Origin of the sequence: uncultured Rossellomorea sp. (assembly GCF_947488365.1) — a bacterium.
In the GTDB taxonomy this organism is placed as follows: Bacteria; Bacillota; Bacilli; order Bacillales; family Bacillaceae_B; genus Rossellomorea.
This window is the reverse complement of the sequence record NZ_CANKZT010000001.1, coordinates 1,075,618-1,101,920: the sequence shown is the minus strand read 5'-3', so window position 1 is coordinate 1,101,920 and position 26,303 is coordinate 1,075,618. Positions and strand designations below refer to the sequence as shown.

Genomic DNA, 26,303 nt, shown 5'->3' with positions numbered 1-26,303 from the left:
AAAGAGAAAATAAAAGTTATAAAGGCTTATAAGCCTGCTGAAAATGTGTATTAGATCCAAATGCGCTGTTACCCCGTTTTTTCGGTGAAAAAGGAGTTAGAAAACCAAGTTCATAAGGCTATGGAGCAGGCTGCGACAAGTGTGGATTATACAACCTAATTGCTCTTAATAAAGCTTCAAATCTTAAATAGTAATTTTAATGGGAAAGAAGAGATTATTTTGGAAAGTATAGTTTTTGATATAATCGATAAATTAAGAACTAAATCAAATAAGAACAGATACAAGGATTTGTCTAGAATGCTTATTGATAAACAGGGAAGGTACTTAAGAAGAAAGGTGACAAATCAGTGGGATACCAATAGGATCGATGATGAGGCTCGTAAATTACTAACTAGTGTTTTAGAGTCATTTTATATGAATATTATGAACAAAATTAATTTAGCAAAAGAACAAAAGCTTATGTTAAATAAAATTAAGAATACATTCAATACGTTAGGATACGATCTTTCAGAAACTTACATTCATTTTAATAATAGCGATATTTCTCTGGAGGAAATTCAAAATATTTTAAGCTCTTTTTCTGGTGCAGAGGAATCATTAAAAGGACTAATAGTTGAAGCGAGAAAGCAAGGATGGCTTGACAAAAGTAACATATTGGATGGTATCGATTTATGACATTAGAAAATGAAATAGATAATTTGTTTTCCAGTTTAGCTGACTGGCCCAAAAAATGGGAGCCTAAAAAGAACGACGAGAAACTTTATGAAATTTATCTTTTAGCCTTAATTGTAGATGTATTTATTGATGAAAGATGGATACCCATAATCTTAGATGGAAATGAAAATAATCCACCTTTAAACTTTAAATTTCGAGGGTCACCAGGTTTCCTTTATGGAAATAAAGAGTATGGAATTATACAAATGTATCAAACAACAACAGGGAAATGTTATGAGGTGAATCTTGGTATTCAAATACAAGGTAAATCTAAAATAATACATGAAGTTGACGTAGGGGTATATAGTTATGAAGAAGCTGATGATGCTAGATGTTCTGAATACAATATTTTAGCAGAAAATGTTCCATTAGCGATTGAATGTAAATATTATATTGGTACAAAACTGGATAAATCACTAGGTAGACAATGGTTAGGTGTGTCAAAGGATATAGGGAGGAATAAAATACGTTTAAAAGGTGGTTTTGTTACAAATTCACATAATATTCATATAAAACAATTACTAAAGCATCACAATATAGACTATTATGAAACGTTGTTACCATCTAATACTTTGTTAGTTCACGATTTTAGAAAGAAAATTAAAAAAGTAGTTCGAAGTTTATGAGTTTTTTAATTTAAAGTAAGTTTAGTAATAGTTATCTACTATATGGTAAGTGTGTTTCTTTAATCTCAACCCTGGCTACTTGTTAAAACTAAATACCAACTTTTTTAGTTAGTTACAATTGGTTTAAAAGAAGTATTTTTTACTAAATTATTTAGAAAAAACCTAAAAATAGTTCTTTAACTAATATCATTAAATATATTCTGTAGAATATATTTAATCAAGTTAATTCCAATCTAACCAACGTTATGTTCCTTTATTTATAAAGGGGTAAAATATTGTATTTAAGGGGGATAGATAAGTGCCCAAAGAGTTTTATATTATCTTAGGAACTATTATTGCTGGAATAGTATCGTTAGTGGTTACTTTTGTGACACCTGTATTGTCAAATAGAAAAGACAAAAAGGAATTTAAAAGGAAACATAATTACGAACAATTAAAAGAATTATATTTACATATTTATGGGATAGCCATTCAATCAGAATATATAAGATATTTTAAAAGAAAATATCATGGTATAGATTTTAATCTAAGGGAGTTTCCTTTTCTAGAGATACATATGACTAAAACAGTTATAAAAGGTGGAAAAGCGACTGAAGAAGAAATAACTAATGCTATAACTGAATTTAATAAACAAGGAATAATAGACAAAATATTAGTTAAGAGTGAATTCGCTTCACAAAGGTTACTAAAACTAGCGGTATCTTACAGGTATGTTCATTCAAACTATCAAAAAGAGAGCTCCTTCAAAAAAGATTTTCAGGAAGAAGAGCTAAGACTTATCACTTTGATCATAAAGACAGTTATCAAAGAATGCAACGAACTCTTAGACGAATGTAATATGCAGTATGATGGTAAAGAAATTTCATATGGTATTATGAATCTAGATTTATTCAATGAGTACGAAGAGTGAAATTTATTTGAGATTAAAGATTTAGAATTATTAAATTCAACACTTTATGAACGGAGTTGAACTTCTTTTGTAAACTGCAGTTCCATTAAATATAGGAGTAATGGGGACAGACCCTCGACACGCGAGATCATCGAGGAACAGCTAACCACAGAACAAATGAAATTGAATCTGCATATGAAGTTTGGTAATCCTGAAGCACATGCAAAAATCGTTTTGGAAACATCCTGTACTGGGGGTCAGATCCCTAATTTTTGAAATGGTCGCCCCTTTCGTGAGTTTTTCGGGAGGGGTTTTTCTTCTGCTAGAATGAAAGAAAGGACTTAGGCAAAGTGTAGGGCAATGTATTTTTCTCATAAGGTAATCATTCAAATATATTACTTTTTAATCCAATTATATGTATATTTATGGTGATATATAAAATTATGTTCTGTTAAATGTAGAATCAGAGTGTATTGTGAAAACATTTGTAAGAATATATATGAAAAAAGTTTATGAAATAAGGGAAAAGATCAGAAATAGACAATTAGTCATCGATTCCAAAACTAATCTGATAAGATAATCAATAGCGAAAGTGGGTAATATTCTTGTTTATTCCTTCCAGCGAATTAAAAAAGTTATACTCTGCTTCGGGTAGCTTTTTTAATTTAAGAATTAATAGTCATGTAATTAAATGCAGGAATTTTTTAGATATATATCAGAAAGGGAGTAAAATATCCTCTATTAATCCTGAAGCCTTTGTTATAATGATGAATCCTGGAAACTCTAAACCTATATTAGGAAAGAAGCAAGGGGAATCGAATGAAATTCCGGAATTTGATATAAATAGTCCTGATTTACTATTTCAAATAAGTAATAATTCACCACGTAAAGCCAAGCCTGATTCTACTCAGTATCAGGTAATGAGACTAATGGAGCATTATGGTTGGAGATATGTGAGGGTATTAAATCTTTCGGATATACGTAATACAAAAAGTCGGGAATTTGCAAGGGAATATAAAAAATTAGACAACACAATACACAGTATTTTTCTTGGTAAAAGAGAAGACGAACGGAAATTTTTGTGCAGTGGAATTGAACAAAAGCCAGTAATTGTTGCCTGGGGAGTACTTCCAGGTTTAAAGGAACTAGCCGTTTCAGCTAAAGAAAAACTTCCGAGTCATATAAGGGGTATACAGGGTAAAAAGCCATATCTTTATTATCACCCTTTACCACGTGGGAAAAAAACTGCGAAAAGCTGGTTAATGGATTTTATTAATGGTGGGCAATATTAAATTTTTCAATACTGATATCATTAAACTCTTCTAATAAATAATTTGTTTTAGATCTTTTGTCAGGGTGAAGCGTTAATGTACATAGGGTTAGACCCCGATATTTTCGCTTAATTTTATTACGTACAGAAACTACAATAAAAGGGTCAGACCCTCGGTCCAGTGAAGCATTAATGTATCGGGGGTCAGACCCTAATTTTTTAGATGGGTTTTTAGCTTCTCAGGACGAATTGGAATCACATCCCTGGGTTCTGTTGGGCTGGGGAATTACACGAGAAAAATAGTGGGAGAATCTTCAATTAATAAAAGATAGATGGAGAGAATTAATAGTAGACTCAAAGACCAAGAGACTTTGATAAGATACCATTATAGAGGACCGTTCCATATTTGTGAATCCTGGTGTAATTAAAATTAATAGACAAGAAATTCATTCTTTGTCCACTCTTCATCAAATCAAATAGTTACAGTACATCCTTAATTTAAGCTTGATTTTACAAACGGTTTAAGGAATGGTCAATTTTTCAACAATAATATTTATAACAAAAAATAACAAAAAACAGGTATTTCTACATAAAGATAGAATAGGTACTATATAATTATTGTGGAGGTGAACAACTTGACAGTTTTGAGCAATGTAGACATAGAATTTGAATTGAGTAAAGCAAAAAACATTTACATTTATCCCTTGGATACTCAAAAGATTAAAGGTAGTACATATAACTTTAAAGCAAGCCATCTTGCATGGTCTTTAAAGACAAAAAAGAGTATTGTTAAAGATGGAGTTATAACTATTCCTCCTAATGACTCAGCAGTTATTGTGACAGAAGAAGTAATAAGAGTTTCTAATAAAATTGGTGGTACATACCATTCTAAAGTTAAATTAGTCAAAAAAGGATTAGGACATATTGGAACAACCCTTGACCCTACTTGGCAAGGACATTCAGTAATTACAGTGCATAATCATAGTATTGATGAAAATGGCATTGATATTAAGGTAGGAGATACATTTGCCACCTTAATGTTGTATTATTTAAATAAGCCTTCTAACCATATTCAAGAAAATCCCCCTAATCAAATTCATCAGTTAAGAGAGTTTTTAACTGATGAAGAGACCAATTTTTTTGAAAAACCTTGGAATACAAGTTTAGAAGGATTGAGAAAAGAATTTTTAAATCAAGAGTCATATAAGGAATTAAAAAAGAAATATTCTAAACCAAAGAAAAGAGCTGGTATTTTTCTTTCTATACTTGGGTTCATTGCTCTTTGGTTCTTATTTGCAAGAGTTTTTGCCCATTATATGGAATTTAGTTATTGGAAGGGTTTTTGGATACTTACTTTAACTGTAGGTCTCTCAGGGGCAGTGTTAGCATTTTTCTCATACATACTTAAACAATTTAAAGGAGATTAATTTATGCTTACTATTAAAGTTAAAAAATTAAATATGGATGCAAAGTTACCTCACAAGGCTCATAAAACTGATGCAGGTTTTGACCTCTTTTCAATTGAGTCGCAAGAGATAAAATCAGGTGAGACAAAATTAATTAAAACAGGTATCTCTATTCAACTTCCTGCAAATACAGAGGCACAAATTAGACCAAGAAGTGGACTTGCTATAAAGCATAGTATTACTGTACTAAACTCTCCTGGAACTATTGATGAGGAGTATAGAGGGGAAATTGGTGTAATTCTTATTAATCATGGTAAAGAAACTTTTTCTGTTGAAAAGCATATGAAAATTGCACAGATGGTTGTTATGCCAGTTTTATCTGTAGATGTTATTGAGCAAGAAGGGGAGCTTTCAAATACAGATAGAGGCAAAGGTGGATTTGGTTCTACAGGATATTAAGGGAATAGGGGCTAAGCCCCTTTTTTTATTGATTAAAGTAATTTCAGGAGGGGAACTTGTGTTAGATCAATTTAAAGGACTAATAGGCTATACAGATGAAGAGTTTCAAGATCTTTGGAGTTCTGCCATTATTGTAGTGGATACAAATGTTCTACTTAATTTTTATAAATACACATCTAAGGAGTCAACTAAAAGTTTATTAGACATTTTAAAATTACTTAAGGAATCAGGGCGACTATGGATACCTCATCATGTTGCTTTAGAATATTTCTTTAATTATGAGTCTAATAAGTTTAAACAGCATGAGGGATACAACTTGTTAGGAGCGGAATTAGAGAAATTAAAAGATAGTGCGGCTAAAACATTAAGATCAGTAAAGAGTGAGCATCCATACATTAAGACTGATAACTTTCAATTTTTTATTAATGGATTAGAGGAATATAATGCTCAACTACAGGAGCAACTAAAAATAGAAATTGATGAACTACCTGAATCTGAAATTATAGAAGAAGAAATAAAGTCACTATTAGATGGAGTTGTGGGTGAATCTTATAGTCAAGATAGAATCAAATTAATAGAAATAGAAGGAGGGGCTAGGTATAAAAATAATGTGCCTCCTGGATTTATGGACGAAGCAGACAAGAAAAAGAATAACATTAGGACTTATGGAGATATAAGGTATAGTCAAATATATGGGGATTTAATATTGTGGAATCAAATAATAGACAGAGCAAAGGATGAAACAAACCCTTCATCTGTCATTTTTGTTACAGAAGAGAAAAAGGAGGACTGGTGGGAAAAAGAAAGAAATAAAGTAAAAAGACCTCATCCTCTTTTAATTCAAGAATTTATTAATAAAACAGGGAAAAAGTTTTATATGTATAGAATTGAATCATTTGTTAGATATGCCAAAGAATATTTAGGAGCAGATATATCTGAGGAACAAATGCAAAATGTAACTAAAGATGTTGAGTATATTAGGAAATCAGAAGAAGATAATAATTCTGAATTGGAAATGGAATATTTTCAGGGGATCTATAGAGAATTAGATCAGGAATTGTTAGATAAATTAAATCTAAATAAGCTGATGGAATTTTTAACTCAGGAAGAAAAAAACACATTTAAAAAAAGGTTAGATATAGCATTCTCAGTTGTTAGTGATCCACAACTAGCTGATGCAAAATATAGACACGCGATAGATTGGGCTTTGAAAGCATCTATTAATAGGTTAGAAAAAAGAATGAGCACATTATTAAGCAACTTAGCACTTAAAGATAATTCTGTAGCCCAAAAGTATCTTTCAAAGCTTAACTTCCCTGAAAATGTTGCAGATAAGGGTATGTTAATCCTTGAGTATATACAAGAAATAGAGGCTATATTGGACAGAATTCATTTTGATGAAATAATGCCCTTTTAGGGATGAGTGTAAAAATAAGGGAGCTGAATATGCTCTCTATTTTTTTGTTCTTATTTCAAATTCAAAAAAATTAAATTGATTTCTTAAGCAAGTATTCCTCCTTAGCTGTCCTACCCAATCAAGAATAATCATTGAACACATACCTAGAAGAATGGTTTGATAACAGGGTTTTTGATCAAACTATTCCTAAAGATGGTTGGTTGAAAAATTAGTTTTCACCTAAAAATTGTACCGTTCGAAACTTGCCTAAATATGTTCGTATTAGAATAATTTTCTACTCTCGCAAAAAGTGAACCTCATGATAAGGGTTCACTTTATCACTTTAACCAAGTTTTTGAATAGAATCCTGCCTTTCAAATCTCCCTAAGCTTTTACTCAGGGTATAAAGGAGTGTGGTGAAAATAAAACTACTAAACCCCGGGGAAAACGAATCCGGAATCACCAAATAAATTACCATCCCAATCAATAAAACATATAACGCCTCACGATTAAAATTCGACTCCCCACTCGCAAGCCTAACAAGCGCAATCTCAGAAATCCTCCCTTTCCGAATAACTAAATAATCAGTCACCACAATAGCCGATATCGGAATGATTAGAATCCCAAGATAAGAAATATACTCCTGCGCATTATAAACCAACTGCGGAAACGAACTTAAAACAATCCCAGCAACACTAAACAACAGTGCACTTTGAATCCGCGATAGAGATGGAAGTGCATTAAGCAAACTGTATCCCCCTGTATACGCATTACTGAGATTAATCGAAATCATCGATACCATCGCACAAGCTGTAATTACCAACAGAAGCAGACTTGAGTCGGTCAGTTGACCCGCTGCTACAAATGGATTCAGATCCTTAAACAAGCTTGCACTCAATCCTCCAAGAAGCGCGGTCATCATGAATCCGACGACGTTTCCACCGTACAGTCCCCAGAATCCGTGGCGGTCGCTTTTGCTGTAGCGAGTGATGTCGGAGGATGCGCTGACGCCTGAGATGTATTGGACGAAGACGAGGCTTGAGTAGAATAGGAACGTTCCGATGGAGAAGGGTTCCTGGCCTTGTGTAAGTGTTGGGAGGGAATCGGCACCTTTTGTTAAAAATAGGTAGAGGATGATCCCCTGGCCGATCACGAGGATCGGGATGAATAGTTTGGTCGCTTTTTTGACAGCTTCGAAGCCGATGAGGGCTAGAAGGGTCATGATGATGGCGAGTCCGATGGCGACCGGGACGAACGGTATGGTATAAGGTGTTACTTTTTCCACCATGGAGATGATGACGAAGGTTCCTCCAATGGTCTGGACGCTGAACCAGTAGAGGGACGTCAGGGACCGGATGGGGGATGCGATGAGCATCGACAGCCGGGTTCCGATGATGGACCGCAGGACGTATTGAGCGGGCAGGCCGTAGCGGGAGCCTGGTAGTGATAGGAATGATACGAATAGGAAGGCGACGCTTGCTCCGAGTACGGTGGCAAGAAATGCTGCCTGGAAGGATAGTCCGCCTTCAAGGACGGCGAGTGCCGGGATGAGGAAGTTTCCTGCGTTCACGGAGAAGGCGAGCTGTATGATGAAGTATTCGATCCATGTGGTTGATTTTAATTCCGGTGGGACCTTTTCGAGTCCGAGCCGTTCGATCATGGGTTGTTTCATAATTTGGTCTCCTTTGGGTATACTAGGATGCATGGTTTCTATTTTAAAGAATTTTTGAAAAAAAGCGAAGAAATAATCATTTATTTTTTTAAAGAAAAGTAGAGATATTTCCTTATTTATTTGTTAGAATGTAAGTGCTTACAGGGTGAGTAATTGCCCTTCGCTATTATATATGAATAGTGTTATATTTAGGAAGTGAATGCTCCAAGGAGCAATAGTGCATTTAGGAGGTTGGCTTAGTATGCGTATTGGTGTACCAACGGAAATTAAAAACAACGAAAATCGTGTGGCCATGACGCCGGCTGGTGTTGTGAACCTTGTTCAATTCGGACATGAGGTTTACATTGAAGCTGGAGCGGGAATGGGTTCAGGATTTACAGATGAAGATTACAAAGCAGCAGGTGGACACATCGTTGATTCTGCAGCGGAAGCATGGTCCATGGATATGGTCATGAAGGTAAAAGAGCCACTTCCAAGTGAGTACTCTTATTTCCGCGAGGGGCTTATCTTATTTACATATTTACATCTTGCTCCAGAGCCGGAATTAACGAAAGCGTTAATTGATAATAAAGTGATCGGAATCGCGTACGAAACGGTTGAACTGAATCGTGCCCTTCCATTACTGACTCCGATGAGTGAAGTGGCAGGACGTATGGCGACTCAAATCGGTGCTCAGTTCTTAGAGAAGATCCACGGTGGAAAAGGTGTATTACTTTCAGGTGTCCCTGGGGTTCGCCGCAGTAAAGTAACGATCATCGGTGGAGGAGTTGCCGGTACGAACGCAGCGAAAATGGCTGTCGGACTTGGTGCCAATGTAACGATCCTTGACCTTAACCCGGATCGCCTTCGTCAGCTGGATGATATCTTCGGTAGTGACGTAACAACGCTTATGTCTAACCCGTTAAATATCGAACAAGCTGTCAAAGAAGCAGACCTAGTGATTGGTGCTGTACTAATTCCAGGAGCGAAAGCACCTAAATTAGTAACAGAAGACATGATCAAAGCGATGACGCCTGGTTCAGTTGTAGTCGATATCGCCATCGATCAAGGTGGAATCTTCGAAACAACAGACCGAATCACAACGCATGACGATCCAACATACGTGAAGCACGGTGTTGTACACTATGCCGTTGCCAACATGCCTGGTGCCGTACCACGTACGTCTACCATCGCATTAACAAACGTAACCGTACCTTACGCGGTTCAAATCGCAAACAAAGGCTACAAAAAAGCGTGCTTAGACAACGAAGCATTATTAAAAGGTATTAACACATTGAATGGATATGTGACGTACCAGGCTGTTGCTGAGGCGCATGATGTAGACTACTCAGATACTAGAACACAATTAGAGCAACAATAACAACAGGAAGCCGACTGCATGAGAATGTTCAGTCGGCTTTTTTATGTAAATATAGGAGAGGTTATGAAGCCCTCGGTGTTATGTTCTTAAGTTGATTGGAGTGCAATTCTTTACATAACCAAATGGGAGTATACAGAAAAGGCCACAAACTGAAATGTGATGTGGCCTTTTCTGTATTTTTTATTCTATTCGAGATTAGCATGTTTCCCATACATTTTAGTAGAATCCAATCCCTTTTTCTCCATGAAGCGCAGAATGATGGCATCATAAAATAACAACATCGTTTGCTCAAATAGAGAGCCCATTGGCTGGATTGTTTTGTAATCACCTTCGGACTGGTCTTTCGTTACTCCTGGTAATGTAACGGTCAAATCAGCTGATTCTCCAATGGTTGATTCAGGAGAAATGGTTATGGCTGCGACGGTACCTCCCAAGCTTTTTGCTTTTTCAGCAATGGCCACTAACGTTTTGGTTTCTCCTGAGCCTGATCCAATGATTAATAGATCACCCTTTTCTAAGTTAGCTGTTACTGTTTCCCCAACTACATAGGCATCAATCCCCATGTGCATCATTCGCATCACAAAAGATTTACCCATCAATCCAGATCTGCCAGCACCAGCCACAAAGATTTTCTTGGACTCTAGAATCAGGTTTACTAATTTCTCTGCCTCTTCATCAGAGATTAAGTGCACTGTTTGTCTTAATTCTTCCACGACTTTGGCTAAATATTGAGTAGACTTCATCGTTTCATTACCCTTGGTGAATTAATTCCTGCATTTCACGTGCAGTCGCTCGTTTATCTTCTTTGCTTGTAATCCCGCCACCTACAATGATGAGGTCAGGCTGTTCTTTAATGACTTCTGGTAGTGTTTCTAATTTGATTCCACCGGCAATGGCCGTTTTGGCATTTTTTACAACGCTTTTGATCGTGTGTAGATCTTCAAAGGAATTTTTTCCTACAGCTTGTAAATCATAACCTGTGTGTACACAAATATAATCGGCACCAAGTTCGTCCAATTCTTTTGCACGGGCGGCAACGTCTTTCACGGCGATCATATCTACAAGGATTTGTTTCCCTTGTTTTCGGGCTTCTTCTACTGCGCCTTTGATTGACTCGTCTTCTGCCGTTCCAAGAATCGTAATGATGTCTGCACCCGCAGCAGAGGCTTGACTGACTTCATATCCAGCTGCATCCATAATCTTTAAGTCCGCTAATACGGTTAAGTCAGGGAACGCTGCTTTTACTTCTTTCACTGCTTTAAGCCCTTCATTGATGACGACAGGTGTACCAATTTCTACAACATCAATATACTCTTCTACCTCTTTTACTAATTCAATGGCTCCTGGGATATCGACAAGATCTAATGCTAATTGTAATTTCATTTATATTCGCTCCTTCTGGAAAATTTTATTTTATTTAAGCGGCTAGAAGTAAATGTTTCCTTCTGAAAAGTTATTTACTCACTAGCATGTTGTTTAGTATACTCAGTATGTAAATAAATTTAAAGTACGCACATTTACCGCATATAGTGATAAAAAGTATACTATTGGATGAATAAAGGAGAGTTGAGGCAAATGCCAAATTTAGGAGAGAAAAATTTCAACTGTGAAAAAGAATTAACCCTCGCCGTAATCGGTGGTAAATGGAAAATGTTGATTTTATGGCATCTAGGCAAGGAAGGAACAAAACGATTTGGAGAATTAAAATCTCTTATGCCGGGTATCACTCAAAGAATGCTTGTCAACCAATTACGAGAACTTGAAGATCATTTAATCGTGCACCGGGAAGTGTATCCTGTCGTCCCGCCTAAAGTCGAATACTCACTCACCGAGCATGGGGAAAGACTGTTGCCGATCTTAGAGGGTATGTATGAATGGGGCAAAGATTATGTCGAGAATGTACTGGAAAAGGAAACGGATGATCAATCAGCGGTAAAATAGATAGTCTTTCTAACCAAGGGTTAACCTTGGTTTTTTTACTGTTTTATATGAGTAGAGACAACAACTTAATTGCTACTACTCGCTTATTTTTATAAAATTGGGGTATAACATAAAATAGCAAACGAGAGAAAGAAAAATAGATAAGTTTATTTGGAGGAGATGCAAAATGAAGATTTCATATCATGGACATTCAGTAGTCAAAATCGAAACCAATGGTAAAACGATCCTGATCGATCCATTCATCAACGGAAACGAACTGACGGATCTTAAAGTGGATGACGAGAAACCCGATGTGATCATCCTTACACACGGTCACAACGATCACGTAGGTGACACAGTAGAGCTCGCGAAGAAAAACGATTCACTCGTCATCGCCAACCATGAACTGGCAACATACTTAAGCTGGCAACTGGTGAGAACCCATCCGATGCACGTTGGGGGAGCTTACGAATTCGACTTCGGTAAAGTGAAACTAACACAGGCTTTCCATGGATCAGGTCTGATTACAGACGGAAATGAGATTATTTATATGGGTATGCCTGCAGGCGTTCTTCTCATGCTTGAAGGAAAAACCATCTTCCATGCAGGGGATACGGGATTATTTTCCGACATGAAACTGATCGGGGAGCGTCATCCCATCGACCTTGCCTTCTTACCGATCGGAGATAATTTCACAATGGGACCTGAAGATGCGGCCACGGCAGCAAGCTTCTTAAAAGCGAAGAAAGTCGTGCCTATCCACTATGATACATTCCCGCCGATCAAGCAGGATCCAAACAAATTCATTGAGCTGCTCCAGGATTCCGAAGGACAGGTCATGAAAGCCGGAGACGTAATCGAATACTAATAAAGGAAGGGTGGTGCATTTGCATCACCCTTTTTCACATGTTTACACAATATCCTCCACTCACTCGCATATACATGATACAAGCCCAGAGAGGAGGAAGAACGTGTGAAACAACGATATATCCTATGCTTACTCGTAACAGGAGCACTCATCTACTACGGAGCTCCCCGCATGTCCATTTTCGCTGAAGGCCTTCAAGGCACCTTTGCCATCAGCTGGCTCGTCCTCGCCACATTCGTCGTAGCAGGAAATCTCGCAGCACTTCTATACACACCTAAAGGAACTTCAAAGAGTAATAAAGTGAAAGTGAAGCATGTTCGAAAAATGAAATCCAGATCGTTTGGATGAGGTTTAATAGAGTGGTGCTTTGTTTGTTAATTAGCATGGTAACACATATGTTGATTGAAGCGGAAGGTGCTCGACTCCTGCGGGAATAGCGGGAAAGTTGAGACCCCACAGGGCGTTAGCCCGAGGAGGCTCAACTCACGCCCCGCGGAAAGCGAGGACCTGCAGCGAAAATCAACCAGCACTCTCTAATCTAAGTGGGGCTTTCTCTTATGAAAGCCCCGATTAAATTGAAACACCAAGCTTTTCACATTATAATAAACATATGAACCAGGACGTTATAAAGAAGGGTGAAAAGCATTGGCTACTAAACACGAACAAATATTAGACTACATAGATACCTTGCCAGTCGGTGAAAAAATCTCCGTCCGCCAAATTGCAAAAGCATTGACCGTAAGCGAAGGAACGGCATACAGAGCGATCAAGGATGCCGAAACAAAAGGATACGTCAGCACCATCGAACGCGTCGGGACGATCCGGATCGAACAAAAGAAGAAAGATAACATCGAAAAGCTCACCTACGCAGAAGTGGTCAATATCATCGATGGACAAGTATTGGGTGGAAGAACGGGATTACATAAAATGCTCAATAAGTTCGTCATCGGTGCGATGAAGCTTGAAGCCATGATGAGATACACGGAAGCGGGAAACCTTTTGATCATCGGGAACCGGACCCAGGCTCATGAACATGCACTGAGAGCCGGGGCTGCCGTACTCATCACCGGTGGATTCGATACAGAAGATCATGTCAAGAAGCTCGCAGATGAACTGGAACTTCCGATCATCTCCACTTCCTACGACACTTTTACAGTAGCCACCATGATCAACCGGGCGATCTATGATCAGCTCATCAAAAAGGAAATCATATTGGTTGAAGATATTTTGACAAAGGCAGATGACACGGCTTACCTGCATATTAATGATACGTTGGAGGAATGGTACGAAAAGAATCAGTATACCTTCCACAGCCGCTTCCCGGTTGTCGATAACAACCTGAAAGTGCATGGCATGGTCACCTCTAAAGACGTCATGGGGCAGGAAAAATATACGGGGATCGATAAGATCATGACCAAACAACCAATCACCGTCAGTCCGAATACAAGCGTCGCTTCAGCTGCCCATATTATGATCTGGGAAGGGATCGAATTACTCCCCGTGGTCAACGAACAAAACAGGTTGCAGGGAATCATCAGCCGTCAGGACGTATTGAAGGCACTGCAAATGATCCAAAGGCAGCCACAGGTTGGGGAAACGATTGATGACCTGATCAGTAACGCAGTGGAAGCAGCAGCTGAAAAGAAGGGTGATAAAGAAGTCTACCAATTCGCTGTGACGCCGCAGATGACGACGGGTATCGGGACGATCTCTTACGGGGTATTCACGACCCTGATGACTGAAGCGGCCAATCGTGCGTTGAAGCCCTACAAAAAAGGGGATATCGTCATCGAAAACATGACCATCTATTTCATCAAGCCGGTTCAAATGGAGAGCATGCTCGAAATTCACCCGAAAGTTCTCGACGTCGGAAGGAAATTTGGTAAAGTAGATGTAGAAGTCTATTGTGATGGTGTACTGGTCGGGAAATCATTGATGATCTGTCAGTTGATTGATCGTCATTAAAGTTGTTTTTGAATAAAAAAGGCAGGAAATCAGAAAAAAAAGACCGGATGAGTATCCAGTCTTTTGCCGCATTTATTGGTTATCCAATTCCTTCGCTTCCCTTTGAGCATAAGGAAGCACATGCTTGTACAGCTTATATCCTGCCCAGCAGCTCCCAAGTCCAATCAGGATGAAAAGACCGCCGATGAAATACGTCAGCGTCCCAGGGAATAAAAACAGCTGATTGATCCCAAACAGGGCAACAAATAGCCCTAGTGCGATGCTTGCCTTCGCCGATAACCATTTCTTTTCCATTGGTCGATTCGTTCGAACCTGTCTGATTTTATAAAAGACATAAAACGTGAATGTTACGACAATCAGTAGTGCGAGAAAATACATAGTTTTGTCCTCCATCGTTGACTTCTCTCGCTACTATTTTACAGATATCAGGACAGAATGCCAAATAAAAAATCCACTACAAAGGAGATTCCCATGAAAGAACAAATACTGGAACTCATCAAACAATATGAAACAATCATTGTACATAGACATGTTCGCCCGGATCCTGACGCATACGGTTCCCAGGGTGGCCTGGTGGAAATGCTGAAAACGTCCTTCCCGGATAAAAAGATCTATGCCGTCGGGCAAGAAGATGAAAGTCTTCATTATTTAAAACGCCTGGATGTCATTGAAGACCATGTGTTCGAAGGAGCTTTAATCATCGTTTGCGATACGGCGAATGAAGAACGGATCTGTGACCGTCGTTATAAGTTAGGGGATAAGCTCGTGAAAATCGATCATCACCCCAATGAAGATGCATACGGAGACTATTTATGGATCGATACATCCGCAAGCTCAGTAAGCGAAATGATTTATGAATTCTACTTGTTCGGTAAGGATAAAGGACTCACGCTATCCGATGAGGGCGCAAGACTTTTATTTGCCGGGATTGTGGGGGACACGGGAAGATTCCTTTATCCGAGTACAACCCAGAATACGTTTGATATTGCAGGCGAATTGATTCGCTTTGATTTTGACCGTAATGAACTATTCAATAAAATGTATGAGATCGATTCCAATGTCATCAAGCTGCACGGATATGTCCTTCAAAACTTCGAAATGGATGGGGATGGCTGTGCAAGCATGATCATGACGAAAGAAATTCTGGAAGAGCATCAGGTCATTCCTTCAGAAGCTTCTTTACTGGTCAGTACATTGGGTAACGTAAAAGGCATCAAAGCCTGGGTCTTCTTCATTGAAGAAAGTGATCAAATCAGGGTCCGTCTGCGTTCAAAAGGACCAGTCATTAACACTATCGCCAAAAAATACAACGGTGGCGGACATCCATTGGCTGCAGGGGCTTCGATTTATTCATGGGAAGAGAAAGAAGAAGTGATGAAAGATTTAAGAGAAGTGTGCAGGAATCATAGTTAAGCTTGTTGGAGCCGGCGGATGCCGGCTTTTTATTTTGGGAAAATGTTCGGGAAGTTTTCATTCCCATGAAAGAAAGTTAACGAAATATAAACAAAGTTCATCAAAGATTTATACTATAGTAACGTTATATTATTAATTTCCCTTTAGTATGGTGGTGCATTAAAAATTTGTTTGGAGGTTTTATAATATGCACCGCTCATTAATAAAAACGGCCCTTGTATCTGTGTTATCACTATCTACTGTTCTGACAATTGGATTGCATGATCAAGATGCAGAGGCTGCGAATACGCAAGAGACTCTCTCAATCGGAAAGGGAAATTTACCTGAATCACGAAATACACGACAATTAGCCAGGGGAGTTACGTACACAGACATTGAGAGAGGCTATGTTTCAGATACCAGGTATTATACGGTGGATGTAGCTTTTTTGGATACAAAGGAAAAAGCGGATACCCTTATTCAAGAACTAAAGAAAAAAGGATACAAAGCAAAACTTCATAAAGTTGAGAATAAACACCCTGAATCTACAGATGTAAAAGAGAAACATATTGGGTATGTGGTCCGTACAGGGGAATTCAAAGAAGAAAAAGTAGCGAACGATCTTGCTGATCAATTGAAAACAGACGGATTTGAGAAAGCAAGAGCCATTTTTTCGGAATATGATGGAACAACGATGTCAACGGGACCGTGGAAAATAGATGTTATTGAGATTGATCCTGATAAATTTCAGGGGGAGTTGACGAATGCCCTTGCAAAAGATAAGATCACAGGTCGAGAAACCGTTTCTTCCATGGCTGACCGGACTCAAGCACTGGCTGGATTAAATGGAGGCTACTTTGTCGTAGGTTCAGCTGACGGAGTTCCTGGCGATCCGGCGGGAATCTCGGTGGTCAATGGACAATTGGTAAGCGAAGCGGTTGGCGAACGTACAAGCCTGCTTCTTTCTGAAAACAGAGCAGAGATAACAGATACCTCCACTTCACTGCAAGTTGAAACTGAAAGTGGAGAAAGAGCAGTGATTGACGGGATCAACCGCAAACCTGGATTGATTAGGAGTTGCGGTGGGGTAGAGGACGCAGAAACCGATCAACCCAAACACGATGTAACATGTACAGACCAAGAAGAAATCATTGAATATAACTCCTATTTCGGTGATACCACTCCTAAAGGAGATGGCTTTGAGGTTTTACTAGATGAAGAAGGGACCATTGTTGACACATACTCAGAGAGAGGGAACAGTATACCTGCGAACGGCAGTGTACTTTCAGCGACAGGAGATAGGGCAGATTGGCTACAAAATCATGTTGCAGCTGAAGAGAAGGTGTCAATCACAAGAACCGTAACAGCTGACGGAAAGCAAGTAGAGACTCAACCTGGTTTAGATATCATTGGGGGAGCACCTCAACTTCTTAACGATGGAAAGATAGACATTCAGGCAAGAGAAGAGGGGTTTGCTTGGAGCAATGACTTCTATTATCACTTTGCACAATACCGTCATCCAAGATCCTTTGCGGGTATTAAAGAAAACGGAAATATCTTATTGATCACCGTAGAAGGTCGTAATCCTGAACAGAGCATTGGAGTCAACTTCTTTGAAAGTGCTCAAATCCTTCAATCCCTTGGAGCGGTTAAAGGAATGAACCTTGATGGTGGAGGCTCATCCGCAATGGTCGTGAACGAACAACTTGTAAACAAGCCGTCAGACACCACTGGTGAACGTCCAGTGTCCGATGGCATCCTTATTTTGAATAAATAAAGACCAAACCTTCAGCCAATTTACTGCGTTTAACGGTAAATTGGCTTTTTGATTGGGTCACATTCCTACTATTTCGTTTTTTTATGGAATTGATATCCAAAGTTCGCTTTATGAGAGGAAATTGTGCTTTAGGGGTTCGAGTTCTGATATAATGACCACCATAAAACAGGATTTCTTTATGAATAGGGGAGTGGATTATGGAACATAACGTCTTTGAAGATATGGCAAAAAGATACGATACTGTAGAAAGAAAAGAGCTAGCTACTGTAATAGTTAAGGAAGTAAGATCAAAATTGCAAAATAGTAAATCAAAATCATTATTAGACTACGGAAGTGGTACAGGCCTAATTAGTTTAGCATTATCAGATTTAGTAGATTCTATCTTGTTAGTTGATTCATCAGAACAGATGCTGGAAGTTGCGAAAGCTAAAATTTCTCGAAAGGGAATCACCAACTCAGAAGTACTTTATTCAGATTTCACCCAAGGAACCCCCGATCTTAAGGCTGATATCGTGTTAATGTCCCTCGTCCTTCTTCATATTCCAGAAACTAAGAAAATTCTACAAGAATTGTTCACCATTCTAAATGATGGCGGCAAGCTCATCATCGTAGATTTTGACAAAAACGAACAAATTAGTCACCCAAAGGTTCATAACGGATTTGATCATGAAAATCTGAAAGAAAAACTCTCTGAAGTGGGGTTTACTTCTACTGAGATTAAGACGTTTCATCATGGGCAAAAAATCTTTATGAATCAGGATGCTTCGATGTTTATCGCGAGTAGTATGAAGTGGGTGAACAGGTGAAAATATAAGAAACCGAGTCTTACATGATAAGTAGACTCGGTTTTATTTTGTGAATTCATAAAGTAAATCGAAAAAGAGGCTTTAAACATTAAACCAGCTAAAAGAATTAAGGGATTGCTCAGAATCGAAAAATTTGAAATAATTGGTATTATGCTAAAAAGAAGGATATTTTTTGTATTAAGCAAATTATAAGTTCAAACCATCTTTACACGAATACAGGTATTGAAAGTATCAGGAACTTAGGAGGTATGAGATGTGAAGATCAATAGAATTGATCATGTGAGTATAAACGTTCAGGATCTTTCAGGGGCTAAAGCGTTTTTTCTTGATTTAGGACTTCAAGTGCAAGCGGAATGGGAAATGGAAGGAGAGCAGTTGGACAGAATCGTTGGGCTTAAAGATGCTAAAACGGCATGTGTAGGAATGGGGATGCCAGACGGTCAGGCATGGATAGAATTAGTCAAATTTTATTCACCGTCAGATGAAGAAGGTATTCAGCAAACGTTCCCCAACACGCTGGGTATCCGACATATCTGCTTTGCTGTTGAAGATCTTGAAACAATTGTTTCAAATTTGAAAAAGAAGGGCTCGGAAATCTTTAGTGAGATCCAGCAATATGAAGACAAATATAGGTTATGCTACGTTCGTGGTCCGGAGGGTATTATTTTAGAGTTGGCGGAGGAAATCAGGTGAATATTGAGTGGAATTTAAATGCCCTTAAATCTATTGGAGAGTGTTATTTATGACATCAATAAAAAAAGCTTATGGATACGTCACAAGAGTAATAGATGGAAAGATACAAGTATTGGTATTTCAGCACAAGGATATCCCTGAGGCAGGTATCCAAATACCTAAAGGTACAGTAAAAGAGGAAGAAGGTACATATAACGCAGTAATTAGAGAAATTAAAGAAGAAACTGGTATTCAAAGTTTTGAAGTGGATCGTTTGATATCAGAAGACTATTGGGAAAATGATGATGGTTCTATACATAATAGGTATTTTTATAAGATAGACTGTAATGAAATTGCTGATGAATGGGAGCACAATCCGACAGGTGGAGGAGAAGAAAAAGGACTTACTTTTCAATTCTTTTGGGTATCATCTGACGAAGAAATTGAACTAGTAAGAGGCCACGCAGACTATTTAAAGCTAATTTTCAATTAAAAATTATGTACCTCTTATTCCAAACGAAGAGGGCAAAAATCGAAGACCTGCCTATGATCTCGGACTATTGCCTTCTTATTATAAATAAAAATATATGGAGGAATAGTTATGTGGGTAATATTAGGGGTTATTGCAATAGTAGTAACTTTTATAAATCTTTATATGTATACAGCAGGAAAGGATTATAAGCTTGCTATGGCAATGGGATTATCATTTACAGCATTAACACTTTGTGCAGAATACAGTTATGTATCCCGGTGGGTAAAAGTAGAAGATTGGGCGGCTTTATCGGATGTAGTACCTGGTATGGAAAGGGCACTATGGTTTTTGACAATTGTTTCTATCCTACTAAATATAGCCCCTGTATTTTTAGAACGAAAACGTAAGAAATTATGAAATTATCCCATCAACACCTTGTCATTTTAGAGAAATTACAGTTTCATTGGAATACGTTTTTGGCTGGATCAAGCAGTTGATAGACCAAATAAGATGGACAAGTTAAGTATGGAACCAGATGAGCTAAGTAAGTACTGTAATAATCCCATGATTCGGTGAGGGGATATAATGTCATTGCTCTTGAGCCATCAGAAATCATGAGGACCCATGGGGGCGTTGATCTAAGAAGGATTAACGCTTTTTTTGTTGAAGTTATTGGATTAACCGGCAGTTTGATTTAATAACAAATTTTATGTACTTTGCTCCGGAGGATTAATATGCTTTTTTGTTGAATTACATTAATAGCAATTTCAATATTTTAAGGTTTTAGAGAGGGGAAATATATGAATCCTATTTTAATAGATGTTCCGTTACAATTAGAAACAGACAGACTAATTCTTCGAGCACCACAACAAGCTGGTGACGGGGATGTAGTACACCGAGCGATTAAGGACTCAATTAATGAGCTAAAGCAATGGTTGGCTTTATTCCAGGAAATTCCTACTGTTGAAGAAACAGAAATTCTCCTGAGAAACGCCTATATAGATTTTTTGAGAAGAGAAAGCTTTCGCTATCTTATCTTTCATAAAGGTACTAATGATTTTATTGGAACTGCCAGCCTTCACAGAATTGATTGGAAGATTTCTAAAGGTGAAATTGGATACTGGATTAACTCGCAACATAGTGGCAATGGATATATGACAGAAGCAGTAAGTGAGTTAACGAACCTTGGTTTTCAGCATCTCAAATTTAGAAGGATTGAAATAAGATGTGAATCCTCAAACGATAAAAGTCGTTCAATTCCAGTAAAGCTAGGTTTTGAATTAGAAGGAACCTTAAGAAATGATGATTTATCCTCAGATGGCAGCAAGCTAACTGACACTTGTATTTATTCAAAAATAAAGTAAGCTTTGTGATCAAGAAAACTCAAATTCTATAAGACACTTAAGGTAATGCCGGGGTAATAATTAAGGCAGGTAGTTCTAAATAATACTTATTCTTTTAAAGGAAAGCACTCCTGTATATGTAGAGGTTTTATAGTAGGATAGTATGTGAATTATTTCACCTAAACTAAAGGGGGCAATAACTGAAAATCACCTTAATAAACTCTGGCTATTACGTCTTCAATTATTGAGCAGATAATTTTAAGCGGAGGACTATCCTGGAATAGCAGGAATATGATTTCTTGCACTGGGCTCTTTGTTAATAAATTGTAATCTTTAACGAGCCCATAATTTCTTTGTTATTATTAGCTTTAACCAAAATCTTCTGGAAAGTCATTAATTGTTTCATGCCCTCCACTTCTCACCGCCGTTCTACTTTTTTGTTTTAGTTACTCAAAGTATATATTACAGTGGTCATTAAAGCAGCATTCCCTCTCTTCCTCCTCTTTTAATACACACTTAAAGTTTATCCAACAAAAAAATATCCCTTTTAACCTTTTTGTTAACTTATCGGTAATATAAGTTAACATTTTTGGTGATTTATTGTAAACTGATATTTGTATTTGGTTTACAATTAAGGAAACCAAAGACACATTATAACAGCGATTTAAATTACTATTTTTCCAGCTAAACTAAGATTAGGAGAGAGATGTATGGTTCAGAGTAGAATATATAGTGTGAGGATGCGAGCTTCAGAAAAGGAATCACATGAAAATGGAGGGAAGCATATTTCTGGTGGTGAACTTCTCTCTTCTTATCATGATTTACAGATGTCAGTAAATACATTGCTGGAAAAGGCATTAAATCACTCAAGAGGAAAACCCGATTTTCTTCAAATTCAATGTGAAATGGTAAATCAACCTATAAAACGAGTAAATCCTTTGACAGTCCACACTAATGAAGTAACTACAGTTAAAGAAGGACAAGAGCTAGCTAGGTCTCTTCTTGAGAAAACGGGTGTCCCTAAAGACATTATTGAACAAGCTTATAAGCAAATCCCTGAATATGCGGTTAGAGGAGCAATCCTAATTGATATTCAAACGGGGGAGCGGATAGATGGGAGAATAGATAAAGGTGTTCGAGTCTCTAGAATGGATTGGCAGTGGGAGAATTTTGAGAAGTGGGCTAAATCAAAAGCCGTTCTTGCTAGCCCGAGGTTAAAGGAAGCGTTGGCACTTGCGACTAAAGTGTGTAATCACCCATTAACCATTGCAGAATTATGTTGGTCAGATGACCCAAATTACATTACAGGATATGTAGCTGGGAAAAACATAGGTTATCAACGTATAACGCAACTCAAACACTATGGTGATGAGAGAGGATGCCGTATCTTTTTTGTTGATTCGTCATCTACGATCCATACATACGTGTCTTATTTAGAAGAGCAACCAATCATCGTTCAATGGGAGGAAGATCATGATTCAAGAGTTGATTGAAATAGCAATAAATATTTATGGTATGTCCGTGGGTACAGAAATGGAATTAGATGTTGTAAGCAAAATACCAATGCGATTCGAGAAAATCTCCCACTCTCTATTAATGGTTACGTGTAATGAGCTTTAATCAATGGTTAAGCCAAAGGATAGAAAAGACCAAACAGGCTGGCTTATATCGAGAATTAAGGACAATGAGTACTGCACCCCAGCCAAAAATGATAGTCAATGGTACACAACAGATTGTTTTTTCATCCAATAACTATTTAGGTATAGCAAATGATCCAATTGTAATGGAAAAGGCATTAAAAACGTTAGAGGAATTCGGAATGGGAAGCAGCGGATCTAGGTTAACCACTGGCAATACGGAATGGCATGAAATGCTGGAGAACAGGATTGCCAGTTTTAAAAGGAAGGAGGCTGCTCTTTTATTCTCAAGTGGCTATTTAGCTAACATTGGTGTTCTTTCATCCTTGCCTGAAAAAGGGGATGTGTTGTTAAGCGACCAACTGAATCATGCAAGTATCATCGATGGCTGCCGACTATCAAAAGCGGAAACGGTCATTTACAAGCATTCTGACATGAGTAATCTAGAGGAGAAATTAATAGAAACACAAACGTATACTCGTAGATTTATTGTCACAGATGGTGTTTTTAGTATGGACGGATCGATTGCTCCATTAGATGACATTATGAAACTATCTGAACGATATGATGCTTATGTCATTGTAGATGATGCGCATGCTACAGGTGTTTTGGGAGAAAGAGGAAGAGGAACAAGTGAGCTTTTTGGAGTTTCTCCGGATGTAGTCATTGGAACTTTGAGTAAAGCAGTAGGAGTTGAAGGTGGTTTTGTAACAGGTTCTAGAGTTTTGATTGATTTCTTGATCAATCATGCTAGAACGTTTATTTTTCAAACGTCTCTTCCTCCGGTAAGCTGTGGAGCTGCCTATGCCGCATTCGATATCATAGAGAAAAGACAGGAATTAAGGGAACGATTACATAGACAGATTAACGTAATAAAAGGCACATTGGAATCAATGGGATTCACAGTATACGGACAGGGTACACCTATTATTCCGGTGATTATCGGGGATACAGAAAAGTCGGTTAGGTTTTCTAAAAAGCTCGAGGAAAATGGTATCTATGCACCTGCGATTCGTCCTCCAACTGTTCCTGAAGGAGAGAGTCGTATCCGACTAACTGTGACGGCTACTCACAATGATTCACACATTGAGCACTTGCTTGCATCATTTGAAGAGATTGGAAGAGAGTTGGAGATTATCTAATCAAGGCGAATACAGCTGCATGATACTAAAAGATGCGGAAAAGCGCATCTTTTTTTTAGAGTGTTTAAGAAGGCCTTCGCCATTAGGTTTTTCTAACTCAATACAAAGGAAGTTTAGGAGGTAGAACATGATGAATCAGAGTAAGCATAGATTTACATTCGAAATGACAGAAAGCCCGTATTCTTTATATAAGGAAATTCGTTCCATTCATCCGGTTTATAAAGGGAGTTTTTTGAAATATCCTGGATGGTACGTAACTGGATATCAAGAAGCGTTAACCATTCTTAAAGATAATCGTTTTCAAACTCGAATTCCTCTTCCCGAGACAACAAAAAAGTATGAAGCCTTAAAAAAAATCCAAAGCCGTATGATGCTTTTTAAAAATCCACCTGATCATGGAAGATTACGGATGCTTGTCAGCCACAAATTTACTCCTGCCAGAATTGAAAAGTGTCGGCCATTTATAGAAAAAATAGCAATTGATTTATGGAATGATCTAAAGAATAAGAAGAAAATAGATGTGATTTCCGATTTCGCATATCCCTTTGCCAGTCTTGTCATTGCGCGAATAATAGGGATACCGGATGAAGATAAAGATATTTTTCGTGGATGGGCATTGAATTTGATTCAATCACTCGACTTTACACGTTCAAGACGATCCATTGTCGACGGAAACAATACAACATTGGAGATGCTATCATTTTTTAAAGATCTGATTAATAAAAGGAGCCAATCTCCTCAGGATGATCTGATTAGCGAATTATTACATCAAGAAGATAAGAAACTAACGGAAGAAGAACTATTAGCAACTTCTGTGTTACTTGTGATTGCTGGACATGAAACGACTGTCAATTTAATAAGTAATTCACTCTATTGTTTATTAGAAAATCCAAAAGAATACCATAAATTGATTGAAAACCCTTCTCTTATTGAATCAGCAATAGAGGAATGCTTACGATATGAAAGCCCTACTCAAATGATAGCCAGGATCGCTTCAGAGGATGTTGAACTGAACAATGTGCAGATTCGAAAAGGTGATCATGTGTACGTCCTCATTGGAGCAGCTAATCGAGATCCCAAACAATTTTCAAACGCGGATACTTTAGATGTTACAAGAAACCCAAATCCTCATCTTGCATTTGGTTCAGGTATTCATTTCTGTTTAGGTTCTGCTTTGGCGAGGTTAGAGACTAAAATTGCGATACAGTCGCTTTTACAAAGCGAAGTAAACATTCATCTAGAAACCAAAGAGGTCGAATGGAGAAACCTGGTGGGCTTTAGAGCTATGAAAGAAGTGTACGTACATTTTTATGATCAATCAACAAATCATTAGGAGGCTTCTGAGATGAGGTCTGACCCTGTTGCGGTGAAGCTTTAACGTACTGGGACATGGCTAGAATTGCTATAAGGTATTTATGCAGCTATTTTACAGCCGGTCAAGGTACCAGGAGTAATGCTGGTATCGTTGATAGGGTTTTCGATTCATTCACGACTCCTTCAGACGGTTATGAATTAAAAATGCAAGCTAAAAAAGTTACAGGGAAAAAGCAAAATATTTGATAATCAGTCATTAACATAGAAATCACTTTTCCGGAAACCAAGCATTCAGTGAACCATTCTTTCCACTTAGGTAACAAGGAAATGGTTTAACGAAAATAATATAATGGATGATGTAAAGAAAGAATAAGAAGAAAAATGGAAGAAATATTTGAAGAAGCTAAGAGTGAAATGTTTAAAGTGTTAAAAAACATACCTCATTTAAAAATGGTGTCACCTTCAGTTATTTTTGAAGAAAGGTTGGTCATAGTAAAGCGGAGACAGTTTCCTCACTATCCTAAAACTATAATGGAACTGCCCCCGGTCAGCTATTTTAGTTGACCGAATCATTCAGATAGGAAACGGCAATCTGAAATGCCTTTATCCTTCTCTCGATGTATGTACGCTGCCCACTTCCAGGCTTCAGCTTCTCAAGAAAGGAAGGAAGCGTCAACAGTAAGCCCTCCAGAACCCTTTTTGTCTCTATCATATCTTCTTTGCTGACATCTAAATCTTTACCTTCCCATCGTGCATGCAGGACATCTGTGCCGATCCTTGCTGCTTTCAATCGCTTCTCAAGCAACTTTGTCTGAGGAGCACCAGGTTTCATATGAGCAAGGGCATTTTCCGATTTACGAATGATGGATAGAAACGCTTCAATTGAATGCTGCTTTTCTTCCGCTGTCATATTTTCCATGAACCTATTACCTCGTTTCTCCAATTATAGACTATATGTAGTGTAACAAAAATACAAAGCAGACACCTAGTCTTCTGTTCATCTCCGTCCTCCGCGTCAATGTAGAAATGTATGCACAGGATGATAACAAGGAAAAATTTATTTGTACTTTGTTGCCGCCTGGGTGAAGGTGAGGGATGCGGATCAATTTGATTTGAGGTAAATGATTATTTGTAAAAAATCTTCTTGAGAAAGATACTGAATTTTGAAATGATTGGTATTGAGTGTAATAGTAGTTTAATCGA

General features: G+C 37.9%; 27 protein-coding genes. 22 read left to right on the top strand and 5 right to left on the bottom strand.

The genetic code is table 11. The annotated features are described in order from the left end of the window. Window positions 1-297 precede the first annotated feature (297 nt). From Q1B03_RS05815 to Q1B03_RS05785, 7 genes are all read left to right on the top strand, one after another. On the top strand, window positions 298-675 hold the full coding sequence (locus Q1B03_RS05815) for a hypothetical protein (RefSeq protein WP_299739137.1): 378 nt from the start codon (window positions 298-300) through the stop codon (window positions 673-675). Continuing rightward, window positions 672-1,340 (top strand): hypothetical protein, encoded by a 669-nt coding sequence (locus Q1B03_RS05810; RefSeq protein ID WP_299739136.1) that lies wholly within the window; start codon window positions 672-674, stop codon window positions 1,338-1,340. Before Q1B03_RS05815 ends, Q1B03_RS05810 begins: the two co-directional genes overlap by 4 nt. Window positions 1,341-1,638: 298 nt before the next feature. Then, window positions 1,639-2,250 (top strand): hypothetical protein, encoded by a 612-nt coding sequence (locus tag Q1B03_RS05805; protein ID WP_299739134.1) that lies wholly within the window; start codon window positions 1,639-1,641, stop codon window positions 2,248-2,250. A gap of 584 nt (window positions 2,251-2,834) precedes the next feature. Beyond that, window positions 2,835-3,521 (top strand): hypothetical protein, encoded by a 687-nt coding sequence (locus tag Q1B03_RS05800; RefSeq protein ID WP_299739131.1) that lies wholly within the window; start codon window positions 2,835-2,837, stop codon window positions 3,519-3,521. Between the two features lie 613 nt (window positions 3,522-4,134). Next, window positions 4,135-4,926, top strand: coding sequence for a hypothetical protein (locus Q1B03_RS05795; RefSeq protein ID WP_299739130.1), 792 nt, complete (start codon window positions 4,135-4,137; stop codon window positions 4,924-4,926). Between the two features lie 3 nt (window positions 4,927-4,929). Continuing rightward, entirely contained in the window at window positions 4,930-5,364 is a 435-nt protein-coding gene (gene dut / locus Q1B03_RS05790; RefSeq protein ID WP_299739128.1) for a dUTP diphosphatase, read from the top strand. Between the two features lie 58 nt (window positions 5,365-5,422). After that, the gene (locus Q1B03_RS05785) at window positions 5,423-6,781 is read left to right on the top strand and encodes a PIN-like domain-containing protein (RefSeq protein ID WP_299739126.1); all 1,359 of its coding nucleotides are present in this window, start codon (window positions 5,423-5,425) and stop codon (window positions 6,779-6,781) included. A 322-nt stretch (window positions 6,782-7,103) separates the two neighbouring features. On the opposite strand, the gene Q1B03_RS05780 is transcribed toward Q1B03_RS05785, so the two are convergent. Further along, window positions 7,104-8,432 (bottom strand): cytosine permease, encoded by a 1,329-nt coding sequence (locus tag Q1B03_RS05780; RefSeq protein WP_299739124.1) that lies wholly within the window; start codon window positions 8,430-8,432, stop codon window positions 7,104-7,106. A gap of 241 nt (window positions 8,433-8,673) precedes the next feature. Here Q1B03_RS05780 and ald point away from each other — a divergent pair, with 241 nt between their 5' ends. Further along, window positions 8,674-9,792 (top strand): alanine dehydrogenase, encoded by a 1,119-nt coding sequence (gene ald, locus Q1B03_RS05775; protein ID WP_113969681.1) that lies wholly within the window; start codon window positions 8,674-8,676, stop codon window positions 9,790-9,792. Window positions 9,793-9,977: 185 nt separating this feature from the next. Here the strand turns inward: ald and hxlB are convergent, their stop codons facing one another. After that, complete coding sequence (gene hxlB / locus Q1B03_RS05770) at window positions 9,978-10,535, bottom strand: 6-phospho-3-hexuloisomerase (protein WP_299739121.1); 558 nt, start codon at window positions 10,533-10,535, stop codon at window positions 9,978-9,980. Window positions 10,536-10,542: 7 nt separating this feature from the next. After that, complete coding sequence (gene hxlA, locus Q1B03_RS05765; RefSeq protein WP_299739119.1) at window positions 10,543-11,175, bottom strand: 3-hexulose-6-phosphate synthase; 633 nt, start codon at window positions 11,173-11,175, stop codon at window positions 10,543-10,545. Between the two features lie 192 nt (window positions 11,176-11,367). Here hxlA and Q1B03_RS05760 point away from each other — a divergent pair, with 192 nt between their 5' ends. The 4 genes from Q1B03_RS05760 to Q1B03_RS05745 all read left to right on the top strand — a co-directional run bounded on the left by Q1B03_RS05760 (window position 11,368) and on the right by Q1B03_RS05745 (window position 14,545). Beyond that, the gene (locus Q1B03_RS05760) at window positions 11,368-11,733 is read left to right on the top strand and encodes a helix-turn-helix domain-containing protein (RefSeq protein ID WP_159362486.1); all 366 of its coding nucleotides are present in this window, start codon (window positions 11,368-11,370) and stop codon (window positions 11,731-11,733) included. A 166-nt stretch (window positions 11,734-11,899) separates the two neighbouring features. Continuing rightward, the gene (locus Q1B03_RS05755; protein ID WP_299739112.1) at window positions 11,900-12,580 is read left to right on the top strand and encodes a metal-dependent hydrolase; all 681 of its coding nucleotides are present in this window, start codon (window positions 11,900-11,902) and stop codon (window positions 12,578-12,580) included. A gap of 105 nt (window positions 12,581-12,685) precedes the next feature. Continuing rightward, window positions 12,686-12,928 (top strand): hypothetical protein, encoded by a 243-nt coding sequence (locus Q1B03_RS05750; RefSeq protein ID WP_299739110.1) that lies wholly within the window; start codon window positions 12,686-12,688, stop codon window positions 12,926-12,928. A gap of 297 nt (window positions 12,929-13,225) precedes the next feature. Further along, on the top strand, window positions 13,226-14,545 hold the full coding sequence (locus Q1B03_RS05745; RefSeq protein ID WP_299739107.1) for a DRTGG domain-containing protein: 1,320 nt from the start codon (window positions 13,226-13,228) through the stop codon (window positions 14,543-14,545). A 72-nt stretch (window positions 14,546-14,617) separates the two neighbouring features. Here the strand turns inward: Q1B03_RS05745 and Q1B03_RS05740 are convergent, their stop codons facing one another. After that, window positions 14,618-14,923, bottom strand: coding sequence for a YtpI family protein (locus Q1B03_RS05740; protein ID WP_148970857.1), 306 nt, complete (start codon window positions 14,921-14,923; stop codon window positions 14,618-14,620). 93 nt (window positions 14,924-15,016) lie between these two features. Between Q1B03_RS05740 and Q1B03_RS05735 the strand changes: the two genes are divergently transcribed. The 10 genes from Q1B03_RS05735 to Q1B03_RS05690 all read left to right on the top strand — a co-directional run bounded on the left by Q1B03_RS05735 (window position 15,017) and on the right by Q1B03_RS05690 (window position 25,119). Next, window positions 15,017-15,958: a bifunctional oligoribonuclease/PAP phosphatase NrnA gene (locus Q1B03_RS05735; protein WP_299739096.1), complete on the top strand. Its 942-nt coding sequence runs from the start codon at window positions 15,017-15,019 to the stop codon at window positions 15,956-15,958. A 187-nt stretch (window positions 15,959-16,145) separates the two neighbouring features. Then, window positions 16,146-17,714 carry a phosphodiester glycosidase family protein gene (locus Q1B03_RS05730; protein WP_299739094.1) on the top strand — a complete coding sequence of 523 codons (1,569 nt, stop codon included), beginning with the start codon at window positions 16,146-16,148 and terminating at the stop codon, window positions 17,712-17,714. 197 nt (window positions 17,715-17,911) lie between these two features. After that, entirely contained in the window at window positions 17,912-18,520 is a 609-nt protein-coding gene (locus Q1B03_RS05725) for a class I SAM-dependent methyltransferase (RefSeq protein WP_299739092.1), read from the top strand. A gap of 255 nt (window positions 18,521-18,775) precedes the next feature. Next, window positions 18,776-19,213, top strand: coding sequence for a VOC family protein (locus Q1B03_RS05720; protein ID WP_299739090.1), 438 nt, complete (start codon window positions 18,776-18,778; stop codon window positions 19,211-19,213). A gap of 49 nt (window positions 19,214-19,262) precedes the next feature. Beyond that, window positions 19,263-19,685: an NUDIX domain-containing protein gene (locus tag Q1B03_RS05715; protein WP_299739088.1), complete on the top strand. Its 423-nt coding sequence runs from the start codon at window positions 19,263-19,265 to the stop codon at window positions 19,683-19,685. A 108-nt stretch (window positions 19,686-19,793) separates the two neighbouring features. Continuing rightward, window positions 19,794-20,081 (top strand): hypothetical protein, encoded by a 288-nt coding sequence (locus tag Q1B03_RS05710; protein WP_299739086.1) that lies wholly within the window; start codon window positions 19,794-19,796, stop codon window positions 20,079-20,081. Window positions 20,082-20,464: 383 nt separating this feature from the next. Beyond that, entirely contained in the window at window positions 20,465-21,028 is a 564-nt protein-coding gene (locus Q1B03_RS05705; RefSeq protein ID WP_299739084.1) for a GNAT family N-acetyltransferase, read from the top strand. A gap of 689 nt (window positions 21,029-21,717) precedes the next feature. Continuing rightward, window positions 21,718-22,500 (top strand): 6-carboxyhexanoate--CoA ligase, encoded by a 783-nt coding sequence (gene bioW / locus Q1B03_RS05700; protein WP_299739082.1) that lies wholly within the window; start codon window positions 21,718-21,720, stop codon window positions 22,498-22,500. Window positions 22,501-22,616: 116 nt separating this feature from the next. Next, a complete protein-coding gene (bioF, locus tag Q1B03_RS05695) occupies window positions 22,617-23,786 on the top strand; it encodes an 8-amino-7-oxononanoate synthase (protein ID WP_299739080.1) in 1,170 nt (389 codons plus the stop codon). 127 nt (window positions 23,787-23,913) lie between these two features. After that, the gene (locus tag Q1B03_RS05690; RefSeq protein ID WP_299739077.1) at window positions 23,914-25,119 is read left to right on the top strand and encodes a cytochrome P450; all 1,206 of its coding nucleotides are present in this window, start codon (window positions 23,914-23,916) and stop codon (window positions 25,117-25,119) included. Between the two features lie 537 nt (window positions 25,120-25,656). Here Q1B03_RS05690 and Q1B03_RS05685 read toward each other — a convergent pair. Continuing rightward, window positions 25,657-26,019, bottom strand: coding sequence for a hypothetical protein (locus Q1B03_RS05685; protein ID WP_299739075.1), 363 nt, complete (start codon window positions 26,017-26,019; stop codon window positions 25,657-25,659). Window positions 26,020-26,303 lie beyond the last annotated feature (284 nt).